The sequence below is a fragment of the Reticulibacter mediterranei genome, assembly GCF_016587455.1.
Map to the genome: position 1 here is coordinate 1,257,319 of NZ_BNJK01000001.1, position 20,259 is coordinate 1,277,577.

General features: G+C 50.7%; 13 protein-coding genes. 1 reads left to right on the forward strand and 12 read right to left on the reverse strand.

Going from position 1 to position 20,259, the window contains the following annotated elements; all coding sequences use genetic code 11:
• Positions 1 to 144: 144 nt before the first annotated feature.
• Entirely contained in the window at positions 145 to 903 is a 759-nt protein-coding gene (locus K3T83_RS05580; RefSeq protein WP_220201987.1) for a PspA/IM30 family protein, read from the forward strand.
• 5 nt (positions 904 to 908) lie between these two features.
• Here K3T83_RS05580 and K3T83_RS05585 read toward each other — a convergent pair whose 3' ends face one another.
• The 12 genes from K3T83_RS05585 to K3T83_RS05640 form a co-directional block, all read right to left on the reverse strand.
• Entirely contained in the window at positions 909 to 1,259 is a 351-nt protein-coding gene (locus K3T83_RS05585) for a hypothetical protein (RefSeq protein WP_220201988.1), read from the reverse strand.
• A gap of 124 nt (positions 1,260 to 1,383) precedes the next feature.
• A complete protein-coding gene (locus K3T83_RS05590; RefSeq protein ID WP_236064827.1) occupies positions 1,384 to 3,513 on the reverse strand; it encodes a molybdopterin-containing oxidoreductase family protein in 2,130 nt (709 codons plus the stop codon).
• A 40-nt stretch (positions 3,514 to 3,553) separates the two neighbouring features.
• A complete protein-coding gene (locus K3T83_RS05595; protein ID WP_220201990.1) occupies positions 3,554 to 6,640 on the reverse strand; it encodes an exonuclease domain-containing protein in 3,087 nt (1,028 codons plus the stop codon).
• Positions 6,641 to 6,720: 80 nt separating this feature from the next.
• Complete coding sequence (locus K3T83_RS05600; RefSeq protein ID WP_220201991.1) at positions 6,721 to 7,332, reverse strand: XTP/dITP diphosphatase; 612 nt, start codon at positions 7,330 to 7,332, stop codon at positions 6,721 to 6,723.
• A gap of 562 nt (positions 7,333 to 7,894) precedes the next feature.
• Positions 7,895 to 8,830: a helix-turn-helix domain-containing protein gene (locus tag K3T83_RS05605; RefSeq protein ID WP_220201992.1), complete on the reverse strand. Its 936-nt coding sequence runs from the start codon at positions 8,828 to 8,830 to the stop codon at positions 7,895 to 7,897.
• A 172-nt stretch (positions 8,831 to 9,002) separates the two neighbouring features.
• Complete coding sequence (locus K3T83_RS05610; protein WP_220201993.1) at positions 9,003 to 9,875, reverse strand: RnfABCDGE type electron transport complex subunit D; 873 nt, start codon at positions 9,873 to 9,875, stop codon at positions 9,003 to 9,005.
• 5 nt (positions 9,876 to 9,880) lie between these two features.
• Positions 9,881 to 10,909 (reverse strand): hypothetical protein, encoded by a 1,029-nt coding sequence (locus K3T83_RS05615; RefSeq protein ID WP_220201994.1) that lies wholly within the window; start codon positions 10,907 to 10,909, stop codon positions 9,881 to 9,883.
• A complete protein-coding gene (locus tag K3T83_RS05620; protein WP_220201995.1) occupies positions 10,906 to 12,708 on the reverse strand; it encodes a CRTAC1 family protein in 1,803 nt (600 codons plus the stop codon). The genes K3T83_RS05615 and K3T83_RS05620 overlap by 4 nt, the downstream gene beginning before the upstream one ends.
• Positions 12,709 to 12,723: 15 nt before the next feature.
• Positions 12,724 to 13,146, reverse strand: coding sequence for an acyl-CoA thioesterase (locus K3T83_RS05625; protein ID WP_220201996.1), 423 nt, complete (start codon positions 13,144 to 13,146; stop codon positions 12,724 to 12,726).
• A gap of 5 nt (positions 13,147 to 13,151) precedes the next feature.
• Entirely contained in the window at positions 13,152 to 15,263 is a 2,112-nt protein-coding gene (locus tag K3T83_RS05630; RefSeq protein WP_220201997.1) for an SDR family oxidoreductase, read from the reverse strand.
• Positions 15,264 to 15,337: 74 nt separating this feature from the next.
• The gene (locus K3T83_RS05635) at positions 15,338 to 18,841 is read right to left on the reverse strand and encodes a type I polyketide synthase (protein WP_220201998.1); all 3,504 of its coding nucleotides are present in this window, start codon (positions 18,839 to 18,841) and stop codon (positions 15,338 to 15,340) included.
• 181 nt (positions 18,842 to 19,022) lie between these two features.
• A complete protein-coding gene (locus tag K3T83_RS05640) occupies positions 19,023 to 19,985 on the reverse strand; it encodes a DUF1702 family protein (protein WP_220201999.1) in 963 nt (320 codons plus the stop codon).
• Positions 19,986 to 20,259: the final 274 nt, after the last annotated feature.

Below are 20,259 nucleotides of genomic sequence, written 5' to 3' on the forward strand. Positions count from 1 at the left end.
TCAGCGTTTATGTATATGTGGATGCTGAGGTCGGGGACAAAGGTATGATATGATATGGGGGGAGATCACACGGCAACATACTCCCCTGAGCAGCGTATAATTGATAGCAACTGCTTTTATTCTATTGCTCATTAGGAGATAGCTATGGGAATCTTCTCTCGCTTCATGAACTTTCTGCGGATTCGCACGAGCGCGGTTCTGGACAAAGCCGAAGATCCAGGGCAGGTTATGGACTATTCCTACAACAAACAACTCGAACAACTCCAACAGTTACGCCGCTCCATTGCCGATGTCGTCACGCAAGAAAAACGGCTGGAATTGCAGCAATCGCAGATCTTAGAAAAGTCCAACAAAATCGACTCGCAAGCACAACAGGCATTACTGGCCGGACGTGAGGATCTGGCGCGCATGGCGCTACAGCGCAAAGAAACCCTGGTCATACAACTGAATGGCTACGAGCAACAGATCGCCCAGCTTCATGCGCAGGAAGAGCGCCTTGTCACAATGGAGCGCAATGTTTCTGCACGCATAGAAATGTTCCGCACACAGAAAGAGATGGTTAAGGCCCAATACAACGCAGCTCAGGCACAGGTTAAGATCAACGAAACGGTCACGGGCATTTCAGAGGAGATGTCGGAGATGAATCTGGCGATGCAGCGCGCTCAAGAGAAGGTATTGAATATGCAGGCGCGCGCGAACGCAATGGATAGCATGATCGAGCAGGGGACGTTGGGAGAACAGGGTTTGCTGGGAGCTGGTAGTGGAGATTCGCTTGACCGCGAGTTGCAGCAGATCGCCGCACAACAGAACGTCGAAGCTCAATTGCAGGCGATGAAGCAGCAACTACGACTCGGCGGATCAAACGCTCAACAACGGCAAATAGAAGGGCCAGCTACCGAATAGTGTAGCTAGCCCTTCTTCTTCGCCTTTTCCTTCTGCGCTTTGTAATACGATTTCGGTCTGGGATGGCGTTCGGTGTCTACATATGCTGCCGGAGCCGAATCTTCATGCGCCGCAACTTCTGCCTCATCGCGTTCACTGATCAACTCTTGCAGGTCGTTGTAGACATTATAGTTATCGTAGACCTCGTTCATGCGCAACATACGACGCAACACCTGTACCTGTGAAATGTTGCTTCTGTCGTTTTTCGCAGGCTCGGCCTTTTCTAACAATGACTCAACTAAATCCATACTATCATCGTGCGCACCGATGTTTTCCAGGCGATCTCGTATTACCAATAATTGCTCGTATAAGTTCATGTTACTTCTCCTTAGAAGGCATCAAAGGCCACCAGCAAATATGGTAACATAGAGCATAGGTCTCGTCAATTTATTGTGACCTATGCTGCTACGTTTGCTGATCTATGGTGATCGCGAGGAAACATCAGCCGTTTTGCGATGCCACAGGCGCGTCAACTACCTCGAGAGTGACGAGATTGGTGTGAAATGTGCTACCGCCGCCAAAGTCGGCCAGACGATCAGAAGTTGTCCAGTTCACATTACGCTGATCGGGGCTGAACCTGGGCCACCAGACTGTCGTTGTTGCCAGCACGCCGGGTCGCACATCCTCCGTGACCTCGGCAACCAGCCGACACCAGCCACGCTCATTGCTCACCCGCACCATCTGTCCACTCTGAATCCCTCGCGCCTCTGCATCACACGGATGAATACGCAGTGTTGGTGTACCCTCTTTCGTTTTCATGCGCTCCTGATTGCCAAACGTCGAGCTGATAAAATGATGGGCAGCAGGAGACATCAGCGTAAAAGTTGTTGCAGAAGATCCTTCCTTTTGCTTCTGGTACGAGTCGTTTTCGGGAACCCAGCCAGGTACGGGATCATATCCTTTCGCAACAGCTTGCTCGGAATACATTTCCACCTTGCCTGATGGTGTGCGGAAGATACCATGAGCAAAAGGTATCCGCTCTTCAGCAGGGATAGCCAGGGGAATCGATCCCTCAGCCTGCAAACGCTCAAAAGTGATGCCGTCGAGTGCTGGATTTTGTGAAGCTGAAGCAGTCAGGATTTCGCGAATAACTGCATTGGCATCATCCTGCAACCAGGAGTCTTGAAAGCCCATTCCAACTGCCAGCGCCCGCATGACATCCCAGTTGCTACGAGCCTCGCCCAACGGAGCAATCGCTGGCGTATTGTATTGCAACGAGAGATGACCATAGGGCTTATGCAGATCCACATGTTCAAGCTGGCTGGTGGCAGGCAGGATGATATCAGCATAGCGAGCCGTATCGGTCTCAAACAGATCATGTACGACCGTAAAGAGATCATCGCGCATCAAGCCTTCAACGATCTTGCCTGCGTTGGGCGTCGAAGCAACCGGATTGGCGTCGTAAACATAAAGAGAATACACGGGTGGATCAGCCTCGCCTGTGAGAATTGCACCCAGACGATTCATATTCAAGGTGCGCGGCGCGGGAGGGCAAACATCCTCATGCTCATGAGCAAGGGCGGCTTTATTCCAGCGTAGCCAATCACTGGTACTGTACATCAAGCCGCCTCCCAGCACACCATACTGTCCGATTAGCGCGGGCAAGCAGGCCAATGTACGTATAGTTTGACCGCCATTGGTATGACGATTAATGCCATCACTGACACGAAGCATAGCAGGAGCGGTTGTGGCATACGTGCGGGCTAACTGAATGATCGTTTCAGCGGGCACCCCTGTAATGTCCGCTGCCCGCTCGGGGGGAAATCGCAATACACGCTCTAACAAATGCTCCCAACCAAGCGTATGCTCCGCAATCCACTCCGGTTTGTACAACCCTTCGCTCACCATCACATACATCATAGAGAGTGCAAGCGCGGCATCTGTTCCCGGGTGTGGCTGCACATGTTGATCTGCTGAGCGAGCCGTCAATGAGCGAATAGGATCGATCACGATCACGCAAGCGCCCCTCTGCTGTGCCTGCCGCAAGAAAGGCATGACATGAGGTGCGGTGCTGGCCGGATTGCTGCCCCAGATGAGGATGAGCTTGCTATGAACGAGCATTTCAGGTGAAGGTGCCAAGCGTCCACCAACAGTCAGTAAAACGGCCTCCTCAGCTGCATGACCGCAAATTGCACGCTCAAGCCGACAGGCACCAAGACGATGCCAGAAACGCGAATCAGTTACAGCTCCATTGACCAGCCCCAGCGTCCCGGCATAGCTATAGGGCAAGATACATTCGGCCCCATGCCGCCTGATGATATCCTGCCAGCGTTCTGTAATCTCAGCGACGGCCTCCTCCCAGGAAATACGGCGAAACTCGCCACTGCCTTTAGGTCCGACGCGGCGCAAAGGATACAGCAAACGATCAGGATGATAGACACGCTCCAGATAGCGATTGACTTTAGCACACAACCAGCCACGCGTTACAGGGTGATCCGCGCGACCACGCACACTAACAGCTCGTCCCTGCTCATCTACATGCGTTTCCAACGCACAGCAATCAGGACAATCGTGAGGACATGATCCATAGACGACGCGTAATGTACGATCTTTTTCAACAGATGCAGACATATTCAATGGCACCCTTTCCCTTGAAATAGAACAGAGCGCATCATTCCCATACCTCGGTTCCCGTCAGCCAATCAAGCACGGACTCAGGCAGATGCGATACCGCCGCCTGTCGTTGTGAGCAACGCGGCAGGCTATTCATAATAATTGAACCATACTCTTTTGATATGACGCGGCGATCAAATAGAACCACCGTATTGCGCCTATCATCATTCCACATCAATCGATTGAGCGCGCGGCGAATACGCAAGGCAGCAATTGGTACAGTAAGCTGATGTAATTGATCAGAATAGCGCTCAGCTCGTGCCGCTACTGGTGGATCGTTGAGAACGGGCATAGGTAAACGGGCAATAAACAGACAGGTGGGTGAGCGGGTAATCTCTCCGGCCCCTTCCCAGAGGCTCCCGGTGCCAAGCAAAACCACACGTTCTTGCTTCTGAAATATTTGCCAGAGCTGGCGCGGCGAGCCATCAAGTCCCTGCGCCAAAACAAGAATACCTCTCGTTTCCAGCAAAGGTTTAATCGTTGCATATGAGCTACGTAAGGCGGCATGTGAGGTGAAGAGCGCGACAAGCTGCCCATCTAATGCTGTAGCCGTTTGAATCAGTGCCTCATCCAGGTGACGCTGATATTGAGGTGCATTTGGCTCTGGAACATCATTGGGAATATATAAGAGCGTTTGTTGATGATGTTCGGAGACGATAGAAAGCGCCTGGCATGCGTCGTTATCCAGGCCAAAGCGCCCACGAGTAAATGCAAATGTATTGTCAACTGAAAGGGATGCACCAGCAAAAATCGTACATGTCTTTTCAGTGAGCAAGAGGCGTTGGAGCAGCGTCGAAGTCTGGACCAACTGTGTGTAGAGAATAGGAGAATGCTCTGCCGCTGGCTGAGTAGATATATCAGAAGAACGCTGCTGAGCATTTTGCGTAGAAGATGGAGGAGGAGTGGGAGGCATACGCAACCAGTACACATTCTCATTTTCTCCAAGCATCATTGCATTCTGTCCCAATTGCTTCTGTTCTAGCAATTGTTGAGCAACGGTAGCCAGTTCGGAGGCAACGGTGCTATCTTCGCCGCTTCCAATATCGAGCCGGTGCCGACTACGCTGTGTGGTGAGAATAATTTTTTCGGCCTCATGTGCCAGATCAGCGACAGCCTGTAAACGCTGAGCCGCCTGCTGCCAGGCGCGTTCGACCTCCATCCAGGCACCAAGCTGGCGAGTATTATTGGTGAAGCGCAATGGCTGTTGATCCATGCGCTCACCGCCACGTCCACTTCCTTTGCCACCCTTTTCGCGTCCTCCGTGAGATCCCTGCTGTGCAAATTCTTCCATCAGGTGCGTGAAACTGCTAAATAAGTGCTCAACGGCTGATCTGGCCTGCCGCAACGTCTGAAACCAGGTCAGCATTCGTGCATCCAGTTCCGCTTTGCCTACGGTCAGCGTGGTTGAGAGACCGCCAGGACCATGTTCACGCAGCAAGGGAGCAGCTAGTGCTAATAATCCCTGATAACGACCATCTGGTAGTTCAGTACCGATAGTATTCAGCATTCTCAAAAGGCGCACTTGATCCAGTTCTGTGCTACTCCAACGAGCATTCTCCTCTTCCAGCAGATCAGCATCAAGGATTACGCGATAAGGGATAGAGGAAAGCAACGAGTGGGATTGAGAGAGATCATCGAAGAGGCCAGCGTGCGTGGTGACAACAATGTTCGCCGCATTAACGCGCTCTTCGGCAAGGCTGACAAAACAATATCCTTTACGACGATAGGTGCAGCGCTGATAGATCGTACCGGAGCGCTTATCAGCAGATGGGATATGTTCAATGCCAGAAGAGATACGTTCCCAGGCTGTTATTTCCTGCGGCAACATGGTTAGCTCGCTCCGTTCGCCGGTGAGGGTGCGCTGTGCCCATAGCCCGAGCTTGGCAAGTCCACGAGCTTGTTCAGCGGTCAATTCTCCGCTTGTGCGCCGTAAGGCAGCTCCAAACCAGCGATGAGTACAGAGATAGCCGCCTTTTTCTGCTAAATAGGCAACTGGTAATTGACTTTTGAGCAGTGCTTGTAAGCGAGGCAGCACCATCTCAATAAAACGACGAGCGCTTTGTTGGCTGGAACATGCGACGACCAACCGGGCAGGCTGTTGCGCATCATCAGTGGTAGTGTTTACGATCCAATCCAGAACGGGCAAAAGGACAGAGCTATAATCATTGCTGCCAACGGTGACTTCAACTAAAAGAGGCTCTCGCTGTTGCAATGCCTCGCGAATAGCAGCCTCGGTCGCCGGATAACCCGGAGCAACGGGCTGTTCAGCATGTTCTGGAATAACCTCAATCCCGCTCTTCATCTGCTCAACGGTCTCGACCACAGATGTATTGACAACCGTGCTGGCAAGCTGAGTATCTGGCAATGTGTCGCTATTGCGAGCAACAGCGAACGAGAGGACGCGAGGGTCCATGCCTAACTGAGCAGCAAAACGATCTCCCAGGCTCCCACGCACCAATCCTCCACGCACGCCATCACGTTCCTGACGATCTCGCAATTCCTGGCGAAAAAAATGCAAGAGAGGCCAGTTGCGAGGTGCATCCAGGCTCGCCAGATCTTTGAGGAGGGCCAGATCAACCGATTGTAATCGTTGATGCAGGGCTAAGAAAACCTCCATTGCCAACACGGTATCAACCATAGCACGATGTCTATCGAGCGGAACCTGGATACCTAGAGATTCGGCCACCTGCCCGAGGTTGTAGCTCGTCAAAGAGGGGAGCATGACGGTCGCCAGTTCAAAGGTATCGACGAGAGGATTGGTTCGGGCGATCCCCCAGCGACGCAGAAAGCCAACGTCAAACGGAATGCTATGACCAACAATGGGATGATCACTCAAAAAAGCCTGCAATCGTCTTGCAATGGTGTCAAAGGTGGGTGCACCGATCAATTGTTCTGGTTTAATACCGGTAAGCCGTTGAACGCGATAGGGGATTGAACGACCGGGGGAGATAAATGTCTCAAACCTGTCAATAACCTGGGTGTCCTGAAATTTGATGGCTGCAACTTCAAGAATAGCATCTTGTTCGACGTGTAAACCCGTCGTTTCCAGGTCAAGGGCTACACGAATGGTCGCCTTTCTTGCCATAAACTTACCTGTTCCTCATGTCTCTTGTGGTTGCTCCTGCTTTCACTAGTGTATCCTCTGAGATCAATAGTAGGTGTATCTCATTGCGGAGCAGAAGATGGAGGCCAGTGTTCAAGCAGTTCACGGGCCAGTTGCGCTGCACGCCCACGATGGCTGATTTTATTCTTCTGTTCTGCGGTTATTTCAGCCGTTGTTTTTCCCAGGGCAGGCACCAGAAAAATAGGGTCATAGCCGAAGCCATTTTTCCCACGTGGAGCATCCGCAACCACGCCTTCAATAGTCCCATCCACACTACGCAAATACCCGGAGGGTTCCGCCAGGGAAATGACACACCGGAAACGTGCAGTACGCCGCCCCATAGGTACATCTCGCAGTCGCGTGAGCAATATATCAAAGCGCTCCTCATAGGTGGCGTCCACGCCAGCGAAGCGCGCGGAATATACGCCAGGAGCGCCATCAAGCGCATCGATTTCTAAGCCGGAGTCGTCAGCAAGAGAAAGCAGCCCGGAAGCTTGAGCATAAGCTCTGGCTTTCAGTTCAGCATTTTCGCGAAAAGTGGTTCCTGTCTCTTCCACATCCATGTCTAGTTGGATATCATTCAGGGAAAGTAAAGTAAAAGGTAGATCAGAAAGAATGGCGCGATACTCATCCACTTTATGAGGATTCGTCGTTGCCAGCAACAGGACACGCATGCGTAGGGGTCTCCCAACTAGACAAACACAGAATATTGTCTCCTATAATACTCCATAAAAGATAAGCTTGCAAGTGGTCCGCGCGACAGCGCAGGGCTTTCCAGTTCTCCGCTCAAAGGGGTGCAGGGGTCTCCCTGCCGGGGCCTGGGGCGTCCCCAGTTTCCTTCCCTCCTTCGCGCGCCGCCTGCGGTGGCGCGCAAAAGAGAAGAAAAAAGGTTTTTGCGGGGACACCCCGCACCCCGGCAAAGGGCTGCCGCCCTCTGCACTCCTGCTAGATGGGAGAATTGGAAAGCCCTGCGCGACAGCGGCTCCCGGCGCTTCTCAAGAAGGTTGCCTTTCTGACCCCCTTTGTAAAAGAGTTCAAAGGAGTTCGGAAAAATTCAAAGAATGACGCCAAAACGTGTGTCAACACTGATGTCAACTACGAACGCGTCAATCGTCTCTAGAGGCTGCTGCTAGAGAATGTAATCGGGTTTGTTGATAAGCAAGGCCGAGGAATGGAAGGAGAATTATTCCTCGGCCTTAATTTGCACGAGCGCTTTAATCAAGCCTACCAAGGTTTCTACCAACCATAGCTGTTCTTCCCTACTGCTGCAACTTCTTGATAACCCGAAGGCACCTGAGAAAACTTCGCGAATCGCGAAATAAGGAGCCAGGGCAACGCGATAAGGATAGGAGCATCCGTCCAGTGCATGGGTTTGAGTACCAGATCAATAGACTTTCGCGTACCCTCATGCTGAAGAGAAAGCGGTTGTTGGGCGGTGCAGCGCAAAGAAGACCTGGCCTCAAGCATTCCAATAAAGTCGTCTGTCCTTGGGAGGGCAGCCGCGAAGAGATAATATTTCCCTTCGGGAATTGACGTAAGATAATAGTCTCCAGGTTCTGTTAAAACTGTGCAACTGACAGGAGGTCCCTGAGGAATGGGATCGGTAAACACACCAATAAAAATCAGGCCCTCGAAGGGTTGAGAAACACTAATCTTCCCCTCAATCGTGCTTTTCTCCAGACGCTGCCCAAGCAGGGCGAGGCTATCTTTGAGTAGCTCCCAATCTTGAAGTAAGGAATGCAGTCCTTTATCCTGACTGATCTGTCGTAATTGTGTAGGAGTTGCTCCAACAAACTGAGTAAAACGGGTAGTAAATGTTCCAAGGCTGTTATACCCAACGTCGAAACAGATGCAGGTCACGCTGAGATCGGTCTTCATGAGCAATTTTTTGGCCTGTTCAATACGCAAAGCCGCCAGGTAAACACTCGGGGGAATGCCTGTAATACTGCGGAAAACACGATTAAAGTGAAAAGGGCTGAGTTGTGCTGAATCAGCTATTTCCTGTAGTGTGAGTGGATTCTGAAAATGAGAGCGCATCATGGCAATAGCCTGTCTTACAGCATGGTGGCGGGATCTCTCTGTGCCTATCTTGCGGCTACCGCTATTAAAAAGATGAGAAGGCACTTCTACGCTCTGATCGTAGATAGAAAGCGACGTTATAACTTTTGACAATGTTATCACTCTCTTTCTCTATAGTTCTCTCTACGTAGTCATGTACCTACAAAGTTTACTATATTCCTATGTTTATGTACCAGAGAAGATTTACATAGAACCTATACTTACAGGTCTATTCTTATGAGAAACCTTCTCTCCCACACAATATCATCAAAATCTCACTATCGTTTTACAATAAAATCTGTTCTTTCTCACTTTCTTTAATTACTTTTCCTGTATAATATCTCTTTGCCCGTATAGCATCAAACACTGTCTGATACAAGGGGAAACAGGCGGCAACAATAAAGAGAGCAATAAACGGCGAATACTGGTTATTTACCAGGCGCAACAGACCATCAATCACGGCAATACTTAAGCCAAAAATAATGCGTTGGCCTCGTGTAGCCGGGGTTGTTTTGGGATCGGTGATCATGCTCAAGATGAATAGCTGGAGACCTGCCCCCAGCAACGGACCGTAGGCGAGCGCAAAACCATTGTGCCGGATCATCTCTTCGATGAAGGCCATCACGCAAAATCCTCCAATGAACGAGAAGACCAGGTCCAGGCGAGAAACGCGATACGCTGAGAAGCTTCCGACCAGGAAGATGATCGCAACCATTACAAGCGATCCAGTCCACTGTGTCGAAGTAGTCGTGACCTCAGTAGGAAAGAGCAATAGGAGAACAGTGAGGCCAAAATTGGAAGGGTTAAAAATGTGTCGCCCTTTTACTTGAATGAATGGTTTGGAGAGAATCGCCAGAATCGGTGCTACGACATACGGCCACAGCAAAGTGGGCGATGTGGACTCGACCAGCAACCCGAGTCCGAGTCCAGTAATCACGCCGCTGATTGGTAAAATGATCTGCCGCGTCTTCCAGTAGTTCAGAAGCATATCTGTTGCACAAGCAACGAACAGTGAAAGGAGAATCTGGAACCATCCATGATCAAAGGTCAGTATAGTTTGCCCGACGATTGTATACACAATCAACACGCAGCTCATAAAGACGCGTGGATCGCGCAGCTTGAAACCAACAATAGTCAGTCCGTGGAAATTCCAAATCATAAAAGCTATCCTTTCATCCAGAAGAGAGAGAGATCGGTATTGACGTACACACCAAGGCCGCGCAATTGCTGATTTTCCATCGAGGTCAGTTGATCTTGCGGTATGGCGAGTCGCTGTTGTAATGGTGTCTGTTCTCGTGTTGAGACAGCATTTAAGCCGTTCAGCCAGACATTGCGAGCTACTTTGATGTCGCCAGCTTTGCCAAAAACATCGCCGAGCGCTATATAAGCTTGAGGAGCAAAACCCGGACTGATCTTCATCTGGAAGCGACTCAGCGCGACGGCATACTGGAGGTCTTCCTGCGCGTTTGGCAAATGTCTCATTTGGGTCGGCCAGTAGATGTGATTCAATCCACGAACATAGCGGGCGACAATATTGTACGGATTTTTCTCAAGCAGCCCATTGAGGATACCAATAGAACTGTACGAATCTTGAGCCTGGCAAACAAGGCCGTCAGGGGGCTTTGGGCAGGAACGCATGAGATCGACGTAGGCCAATGCATACTGGATAGTCGTATTGGGAGTCTGCAATTTGCGGGCCAGCGCCATGAAAAAGGCCAGCTCGTCCTGATAAAGCTGATGGTCACGGAGAGCTAAGCGGTAGTCATTACTATAGCGAAGGTTGTCAGGCACTGCCAGAGCAGCAGCTTTCAGGTAAGCCAGGCCACGCGTGAGATCTCCTTGCTTTATGAAAGCCTGACCCGCTGCATCTTCCAGCGAAGCCAATCCTGGCGTAACCTGGGGTCTGGCTGGCAGAGAGGGGTTACTCAGAGGATGAGCGGGAAGTGGCAGTTGATACTCTTGCCATTGCGCCAGGCCGATTTGATCGTCAGATAGGTTGGCTGGCAGCATTGGAAGCTTCAAAGGCGTAACCTGAGTACCTAACAGTACATAAGCAACGACGGCTCCAATGATAATGAGGACGCCTGCACAGGCTCCAATCAACCAGCGTTTGCGACTTTTATGCTTTGGCACACTCTTTTTGGGCAATACAGGGAGACTGGTGTCAGTTCTCGGCGAGGATGTGCTGCTCATGCGACTGATTCTCCTTCGGTGATAGTGTGATAATGGTCAATGGGAAGAGATGGGAGATGCTCTACACGCCCATCAGGCCAGCGAATCTCTATTGCCTCAACTGCTCGCAGTGGACCCAGGCCAAAGATAAGACGACGATCTGACTGGGAGGCAAATCCACTGCCTGGATCAACCCATTTGACGAAGCGGCGGCTGCCAGCGGTGAGCGTCACACGAGCACCAATAGCGTCGCGATTGCTCTTTCCTGTTCCAATCAGTCGCAATCCAATCCAGTGGTTTCGATGCGCAGGATAATTCTTGTAGAGGAGGAAAGGAGCACCCTGGTTGGCGACAAATAACTCAGGAAGACCGTCATTATCGAAGTCGGCAACGCACACCCCCCGCCCATCGTACAGATCGGTTATACCGGCATCTTGAGCAATCTCGATATAGCGATTACCGTCTTTGACAAAGAGGCGCGATGGTTGGTAGCCAGAAATGCTCATATTGCCAATGGGGGGCCAGTTGCGTGCATCTGCGACAATAATGCCAGGAGTTGTCGCCATTGTGCCGAGATAGTACCAGTAGTCTTCTTTGCCAGCCGAAACGAAGCCATTGAGGGCGACGATTTCCATCTCTCCATCGTTATCTAAATCCACAAACTTTGCTCCCCAGCCCCAACCACCATCGGCCACGCCGAGTTTAGGAGCAACATCAGTAAAGGTTCCATCGCGGTTGTTATGCCAGAGGAAATTTCCTTCGACCAGATAGCCAGGCTGTGTCACGTTCGCTACGTAGATATCAGGATAACCATCACCATCCAGATCAGCGAAGTCAACGTTCATCCCCTTTCTCGTGTCAATTGGGAGAGCCTGCTTGGTGATATTGGTGAAGGTGCCATTGCCGTTGTTTTTGTAGATAATATCCTGACCGAAGTCGTTGGCAAGATAGAGATCCATGTGCCCTGTATTGAAAAGATCACAGGCACCAACATCAAGGGTCCAGCCAGTATCATCGACCCCCAGTTCATGCGCAACATTGGTGAAGGTGCCGTTACCATTGTTGCGAAACAGCACATTCGGCCCGGCATTGCGGGCATTCTCAAAGTCATTATGCATAATCAGCGTTGTATGAAGATCCCAGAGATTATCCTCTGGACGGAAATAATTTCCTATATAGAGGTCCAGGAGTCCATCACCATTGTAATCGAGCCAGATGGCCGCATTCCCATTCGAGGCCTCACCCGTTCCCGATGAGACAGTCACATCCGTAAATGTCCCATCGTGGTTATTACGGAAAAGGCGATTTGGTGCACTCCATTTGACAATGTAGAGGTCCGGCCAGCCATCGTTGTCAAAATCTCCCCATACTGCATCCATGACACCACCCCTTTCGTTCAGATTGGCAATGCCTGCCTCTTCTGCAACGTCAGTGAAGGTGCCGTCACCGTTGTTGCGAAAGAGATGACAGGGGGTATTATGGCCTGATGAAGAGACGAATATGTCGATCAAACCATCATTATTGTAGTCGGCAGCGGCAGCAGCAGCGCCAACAGATGCCATCCACGGCATGATATTGCTCAGCTTCTCATCAAGAAAAACCTTATGGTGTACAACGTGGACTCCAGCCTGCCTGGAAATATCGCGCAGTTGAAACATTGGGTAGTTACTTCTACTTTTTCCGCCGGATTGTGTAGAGGTGGCGAAGACCCCTGTCTCGCGTGCCACCCAGAGCGCACCAACCGTTGCAACACCGATGCTTGCCTGTGCAGCCCGCGAGAGGAATTGTCTGCGAGTAAATGGATAAAAAAGTTGTTTCATTACTACAATCCTTTCTCATTCATATCGCTTCAAAGCTTCGCGCAACTCCTGGGGAACAGGAGCCGGTTCCATCCGTTCACTTCTTCGCCTCATACAGGCAACCTGTTGCTCTCCTCGTGCAATCAATTCTTCTCCTTCTAGCGTTTTGCGCCAGTACTCAAAGAGTAGAGAGATACGGCTCTGCGTAAGCTCTCCCAGACTCATGCGGAGAATAAGTCGATCAAAAGCGTATAACTCAGCGAAGTAGTCGCATGAACAGCGAGTCGTGACAAGGGCGAGTCCCTCCTGGAACTGAGCAACAACTGTCGGAGCATGGTCTAAAAGGAACATTTCTCGACAGCGACCTTGCCAACGAATGTGGTTCGCGTAGTAGACGTTGCCAACCAGGTTTGTGTCTTCAAATGAAACAATGTAATGATACTCATAAACACGTTTCAAAATCTTTATCCTCTCTGGGCATCAACGACAAGGTTGAGCCGCTCAACGTCTGTCATGCTCTGATGACAGAAGATGAAAGCAAGTGGCTGAAGCTGAGATCGCACGTGTGTAACAAACGTCAGAAGCACATATGGTCCTGCTTCTAGAATCTGCCAGCCGTCATGTTCAGTCTTGACAAGAACAAGTGAAATATCGAGCGGTAACGCAACTTTTTTCAGAACTTCGCTCGCCGCTAGAACGCGCGTTGCGGCACTATCGAAGTCTTCTAGACTTTCCTCTGCAAGTTGTTCTGCAAGCTCATACTGCTGTGCATTGAGAATATTGTTCCAGTCATCCTTTGATCGTGGCACGACTATGTCGATGCGAACACTCTCCTGATCTGAATTGTTCAGATTCACGGTCAGAGAAGCATTTGCAGCCCTGTGAAGCGCGAGATAAAGCTGCATCTGAGGGTAGAATTCAGGTATGCGGCGCTCAAAGTACGGTCCAAGCAGAACCTCAGCCCATCGTTTGTGAGGGAGGAGCGCACCTACAAGTTGCAAATGTAGACCACTCCATTGCTCAAGCAATTGCCCATCGCTATTTCTAGCTTCTACATCGTAGATAAAGGAGTCTCCCTGTCTTTCGCGTTCACGTGCGTAAACTCTTATCTTTTCTCCTGGTACAAAGGGCTGTTCCGCAAAGGAAAGAGACTCCACGCGCACAGGCAGAAGAGTAGCCTGGGGGATACAAGCCTGGATGGCATGGATGATGGCATCTCTACTTGCTGGATCTCCCAGAATGAACTCTGATGGAAGATAGCGTGCAAACCAGGCTCCACTCGTGTATGGGGCAATCTCGGCGATACATTCCCTGGCATGAAGGTAGGTATAGCGCAGAATCCTCTGGAAACGACCGCGATGAAAGAGAAGTTGCCCGTAGAGGTCATCTGGTAGCTGCAACTGCACGATAGTCTCTCCCGATGCAGGCCATTGGAGGGATCTTTGTTCCACGCATTGCTGCGAGAAGTGGCAAACAGCCTGGAAGTGGTTGGTTTGATAGGTCGTTTCTGAACAACGAATGGCAACTTCTACAGAACCGTCGTGTTGAACCAGAGCCATCATGCGCAACGTCACAGATCTTTGCTCTGGAATCACAAGAGGCCTGACAAACCGTACGTCGGTGAACGACGGTCTGACCTGCTTCCCGGTCACAGCCATAGCGATCTGCGCCATCGCTTCCAGACCAATCACAGCTGGAACGAGTCGTTCATCCTCCAACTGATGATCATTGAGATAAAGGTCTGTCGTTGTGGACATCTCCACATCGACAACTAGCTCAACACCTGGATAAAAGATCAAAGGTTTCTCCAGAAAACGTAAGAAAGGAAGCTGCCAGGTCGCCATTTTCAAGGTAGGAACGGTGCTAAAACGTCCACTGACAACGATCCTGGCTGTTGTTTGACGTTGTGAGAGCAACTGGCGGAAGAGGGCAATACCTGCCTCGACAGGAATGGGCATAATGCCCTCTGCACGTAAAGCTTCAACGCGGCCAAGGCGTTCCCCCATTCCTACTCCCGACCAGACAGACCATTCAATACAGAGGCAGAAGCAAGCAGGATAGGCACGCTGGAACGCTTCTGTGATGTGTCCCAGCCATTCGTTTGCAAGAGCGTAGTGTGCCTCTCCTTGCATACCAGTGCGCGCAATGATAGAGCCGAAAGCAATCAAGTATTTGATCCGCTGGGGCGAGATCGCAGAAAGAATATTCTCTAGCCCTCTTACTTTGGGCGCAAGTGTCTTCTTAAACGTCTCTTCATTGAGCGTACTTAAGAGGGCGGGATCATTAACACCAGCCCCGTGGAGGATCGCAGTGATTGGACCAAGACGCGCCTCAATCTCATGGATCGCCTGCGCAACTCCGAGCGCGTCCTGCACATCGATAGATACATAGTGGTAATGAATGCCAGCGATTTCCAGCTTCGTGAGATGTTCCGCCAGGATGGGGTCGTACTGTGGATGCGATCTTCCCAGGAGAGCAAGTGTAACACCAGTCTCCTGAGCCAGCGCAAAGGCACACTCGGCAGCGATACCTTTCCCACCACCTGTAACGAGCAAAACATCGTTCGAGTCAAGCATTAAAGGTTCACTTTTAACTATTGATGCACACGGGACGAGGACCGGCTCTGTTCGCTTTCCCTGCATGTCATAGCTCACCTCAACGAAGCTCGTGGCTGCTCGCACTTCGGCGGCAACATATGTAATGAGAGACGGGAGATCGGGGGCAGATGAATGATGCAAACCGTCAGGCGTGGATGTTCGAGATAGAGGGTCCGGGCGAAGGCCGCGCCGACGCTCCCATGTTGAATAAGAACAAAATGTGTTGCCTCCTGTCGCGCAATCGTAGCTTGTGCTCCCTGTAACAGCAGGTCCACAGAATGAACTTCCAGGTCAGCAGGAAGGCAGACCACAGAACCGACCCCTTTGAGCGATGCAAAGACGCGTGTAAAGTCCTGTGTGAACCGATAGTTTCGTGGCGCGAAAATCTGCCAGTCTCCTGGCTTCTGATCGATCAGAGGGGCTGAAAGCGCTTTCTCTTGCTCGACGACAGAGAAACATCGTATCCATGGAGAAAGGCCATCCGGCTCCTTTTTCTGCTCTTGCTCGTCTGCTGATGAGATGGACTGCTGTTGTAAATCTTCAAGCAGCTGAACAATTTCACCTAATCGAGCATCCGCATACTGCAGGAGGGAACCTGAACGTGCGATGCCAAGCGCTCGACTGGCCTCAGCGAGAATTTGCCCAACAGTGATGGAATTGAGATGTAAATCACTGAGCATTCTACTCTCAAGGTCAAGCAGCTCCAATGAAAGCTCTGTACGAGTGGCGATAATCTGTCGCACTAGCTCAAGGGTTGTCCCTGTGGAGGAATACATGACTTCCTGTCGCATGGATGTGTTCTCTTGAGTATTTGTAGTATGTTCGATGTCAGAGAGCGCTACTTGCTCACAGGGATTGATGAGAAATGAAGGATTCCAGTTGAGGTCGATTGGACGGGTGAAACGGTGCGCGAAGAGACCTGAAGTATCTATAGGAGTTCCGAGGACAAAAGCTGCCGCACTCGCTGAAAGTATACCACTGATTGACGGACTACCAGCATCTGTAGCCACACCTGGCTTTTGAGTAATGTCAAGCAGGAGTTTAGTCAATGCTTTTCCTGGACCTACCTCAATGAAGAGATCCGTATTGCTCTGTATGCGCTCCACTGCTTCAAGAAAGCGTACTGGTGCTGTTACCTGCGTGCAGAGCAACTCTTCAATGCGGTCATTTTTCACAAAATCGCCGGTCACCGTTGAGACAATGCTACGGCAAGCAGGAGCAAAATATTCCTGCCGCAAGCTGGCTGCTAGCATGTCTACCGCTGGGGCAACAAGCGGCGAGTGAAAAGCGTGAGAGACCGCGAGGCGCACACACGGGAATCCCATGGCATGAGCTCGTGCGGCAATTTTATTGACTGAGAGCACATCCCCAGCAACAACGGTCTGGCGAGGCGAATTCAAGCCTGCGAGCACAACAGGAGCGTTACGTATAAGTTCTCTCACCGTCTGTGCGTCGGCCTGCACGCTGAGCATCGCTCCCTCTTGTGTTCTCACCTGTGCCATAGCCGCTCCTCTCGCTCGCGCCAGGCGCAAGAGGGCTGGAGCATCAATGACCCCTGCCCATTGTAAAGCGGTGAGTTCTCCCAAGCTATGGCCGAGTCCGATGTCTGCTTGCACTCCCAGCTTTTCCAGGACTATGAGACCGGCTAATGAAGCGGTAGTGATCGCAGGTTGTGCAATTTCCGTGCGCTTTCCATCGGCATGCTCAGGAAGATCAGCCTGAAGGTAGAGGGCATCAACCTCACGGAAACAGGATCGTAAGATGCCACCGCTCAGGTAAGATGGAGCGCCCTGACCTGGAAAGAGAAATGTAATGCGGGGTGTGGCAGTTCCATGGCCCAAATACACATGTGACTTTGGATCGATATGTGTAAGAGCACCTGCGGATATAATCTCTTGAAGTTGTTTGAGGCGTTGCTCGAATTCGCGGGGCTTTGAGACAACGAGAGCGGCACGCACTGATCCAGGTTGGAGGTGGTTAGCGAGAAATGCTGCGAGATCCGTCAATTCCGCATAGGAAAGGCGAGGTGCCAGCGCTAAAAGTTGAGCAATCTGCTCTTGCAGGGCTTCGGCGTCTGGGGCACGCAGCAGCAGAAGTTCCGCATCCTGAAAAGAAGTGAGGAGTCTCTGTTCGGGGGGAGTAAGTGTGTGCCGTCGCTCCTGAGCAACACCTTCCAGAACAACATGTGTATTGATCCCTCCAAAGCCCATTGAACTGATTCCAGCTCGAAGGGGTGCCTCAGCAGGCCAGAGCTTCCCCTGCTGAAGCGCCTGAAGCTTGGCATGAGGGCGAGTCAGTTCTCGATGAGGTTCAACCATTCCGGTTGTAGGCGGAATGATCTGATTAGAAACTGCCATAGTCGCTTTGATCAATCCAGCGATCCCCGCTGCGGCTTTTGTATGACCAATGTTTGCTTTAATGGAACTGATATATGCTTTCTTCGTCGGAGAGAGATCTGATACCTGATCCCAGGTAAAGGCAAGCGCCTGCAACTCTGTTGCGTCACCAACCTCGGTTCCCGTACCATGTCCCTCAAAGTAAGGAACGGTATCAATGCTCAATCCGCTGCGCTGATAGGCACGTTTCAGAGCCAGATGTTGCCCCCCCACCTCTGGACGCGTGATACCACCACTTCCATCAGATGATATGCCCCATCCACGAATCACCGCATAAATACGGCAATTCTGGGCTATGGCATCTTCATAGCGCATCAGAACAATAAAACCGCACCCCTCGCCGGGAAGAAATCCACGGGAATGAAGGTCGTAGACACGCATCTCCTCAGCCGCCAGAGCCGATGTTTTGGCAAAACCAATAATCTCAAAAGGATCAATGCTCAGATCAACCCCGCCAGCAAGCGCAACATCGAGATCAAAGGATTCGAGAGCTTTGCAAGCATGGACGAGAGCAAGTAAAGAGGAAGAACAGGCACCATCAACAGTATACCCTCCTCCTTTCAAGTTAAAGTAGTTACATATTCTTCCCGCAATAGTATTGGAGAGGCCGCCCGCCAACGTTTCCTCTCCTACCGGGGCAAAGGGTCTCTTATACTCCTGCTCAAGCTGGACGAGAAAGTCTTGTATAGCATTGGATTGCCAACCTTGCTTGAGGAGCGCATGTGTGACCACGCGTGCAACATAGGGCCAGCGCAGGCGAAGCAACTGAGCACGGGAGAACTCACCAGTAAGAGTATTGCCAACGAGCACTCCTGTTGAGGTAGCCGGAAGCATACGTTCTTTGGAAAAACCCGCATCGGCAATGGCTTGCTCTGCTATATCGAGAGCTAACCAGTGCGTCAGATCACTTGAGCGATACGTTTTCCCGGCGATGCGGAAATGTTCACGGTCAAAAATATAATCAGTCAGAAAAGCGCCCTGTGAGGAATAAGTGCGGTCAGGCATATTTCGATCAGGATGATAGTAATCATCGAGATTCAGGCGTTCTGATGGAATCTTGCGAAACGCTCTACGCTGTGCGAGTGCATTTTCCCAGAGTTCTTGCGGTGAGCGTGCATCAGGATAACGACATGCCATTCCAACAATAGCTATAGCCTGCATAAGAATGTTTCCCCTCTCGTTGCCCGCGCTTATCAAAGGATTTGGAACGGGCAAGACACTTTTGCAACAAGAAAGTATTTTCTTAGAAAGACTCTCCCTGCTAATGTTTCTTCAGGAGAATATGATTTCTGTAAAACAGAAAGATATGATGAGCAAGCCCGTGGCCGGTTGGCTCCAGGAGTCACCTAGAGGCCACTGGAATGTCAAAAGAAGCTCGGATGCGCTGACGCCACAGTTCAAACGCAGGTTCAAGACGACCAGGAGGCAGATTATTGAGAGACGAATCCACAAGGTGAACGATCTCTTCGGTAGGAAGTCCACAGATGATATCGCTCGCGAGTCTCGTATGTGCTCCCAGGTTACCCGCTCGCTGCCGGGCTTTTGTCGCGAAAGCAGCTCCTTGTGCCAGATGTGAGTGGAATGAAGCAGAGACCTCACAGAGTTGCTGTATCTTTTCAGCAGTGACTCCCCCTGCATAAGTGCAAGCAAGCCCCACGCCGCTCCATAAATCTGGTTGCCGAATAGATGAAAAAGCACGAATACAGTCGGCAATGTAGGAGATATCCCCACCTCCAACAAACCATAAGCTTCGACCGAGTCCTTGATCGAAAGCGCGACGAGCATATCCTTGTGGAAGGGTAAACGGCCAGCGCTGCCGGAGAAGCGTCTGTTTCCAGGAGAAATAGCCCTCATGAAAGCCGTAGCCGTCGTAGGCTAACCAGCTGAGAAGAGGGTCATAAGGAGTTCGTTTTGTAGTTTTTATGTGTTTCCGTGGAAGACGTCCCATAGTCCACCCCCATCCCACATACAACATATAAATGTGAGCATTGCCTTCCAGCCGGGTAAATGGCAAAAAACGTTTCTTCCAGGGGAAAAGGAAATCGAGTAAGGCAAGACCCATTCCAGCCCCCTCGTAGGCGAAGCCCCTCAATTCACGATCTATTTGCTCAAGTTGAACGGCCAGCATCTTATTGCTGTCACTTGAGAGGGCAGTGTGATACCCAAGGATAAATGTGGAGGCACTGCGTTCCAGTTGTTCTTGCGTAGAGAAGGCACCTGTGTGAAAACCACGTCTGGTGAAATCAGTTTCTTCTGGCGGTATTTTAAGAAATTTTTCGAGTAATCCCTTCGTAGAGAACAACATGCTTTCTTCCTTTATATATACTTCTATGTATCGCACTACATCTAAAGCTCTCCATTAAGGGTACATCTACAAACAAACATGAACAGGAATAGAAAAAGCTCTGACGTTAATAGCAGAGTTTTTCTATTTCACGGTCTTCGCTTTTTTGGATTATCACATCTACCAATTAGCAGTATAAACTGCACTTCCTGAATCATGCTTCTCCGATATTGCTAAATCTTGAATTTCTGTTAGAGAGAATAAAGGTAGTCTCAGTAAATCTTGACAATATTTA

Excerpts from the sequence above, each read along its gene's own strand:
- K3T83_RS05580 (WP_220201987.1), top strand. The coding sequence starts at position 145 with ATGGGAATCTTCTCTCGCTTCATGAACTTTCTGCGGATTCGCACGAGC.
- K3T83_RS05585 (WP_220201988.1), bottom strand. The coding sequence starts at position 1,259 with ATGAACTTATACGAGCAATTATTGGTAATACGAGATCGCCTGGAAAAC.
- K3T83_RS05590 (WP_236064827.1), bottom strand. The coding sequence starts at position 3,513 with ATGTCTGCATCTGTTGAAAAAGATCGTACATTACGCGTCGTCTATGGA.
- K3T83_RS05595 (WP_220201990.1), bottom strand. The coding sequence starts at position 6,640 with ATGGCAAGAAAGGCGACCATTCGTGTAGCCCTTGACCTGGAAACGACG.
- K3T83_RS05600 (WP_220201991.1), bottom strand. The coding sequence starts at position 7,332 with ATGCGTGTCCTGTTGCTGGCAACGACGAATCCTCATAAAGTGGATGAG.
- K3T83_RS05610 (WP_220201993.1), bottom strand. The coding sequence starts at position 9,875 with ATGATTTGGAATTTCCACGGACTGACTATTGTTGGTTTCAAGCTGCGC.
- K3T83_RS05615 (WP_220201994.1), bottom strand. The coding sequence starts at position 10,909 with ATGAGCAGCACATCCTCGCCGAGAACTGACACCAGTCTCCCTGTATTG.
- K3T83_RS05620 (WP_220201995.1), bottom strand. The coding sequence starts at position 12,708 with ATGAAACAACTTTTTTATCCATTTACTCGCAGACAATTCCTCTCGCGG.
- K3T83_RS05630 (WP_220201997.1), bottom strand. The coding sequence starts at position 15,263 with ATGCTTGACTCGAACGATGTTTTGCTCGTTACAGGTGGTGGGAAAGGT.
- K3T83_RS05635 (WP_220201998.1), bottom strand. The coding sequence starts at position 18,841 with ATGCAGGCTATAGCTATTGTTGGAATGGCATGTCGTTATCCTGATGCA.
- K3T83_RS05640 (WP_220201999.1), bottom strand. The coding sequence starts at position 19,985 with ATGTTGTTCTCTACGAAGGGATTACTCGAAAAATTTCTTAAAATACCG.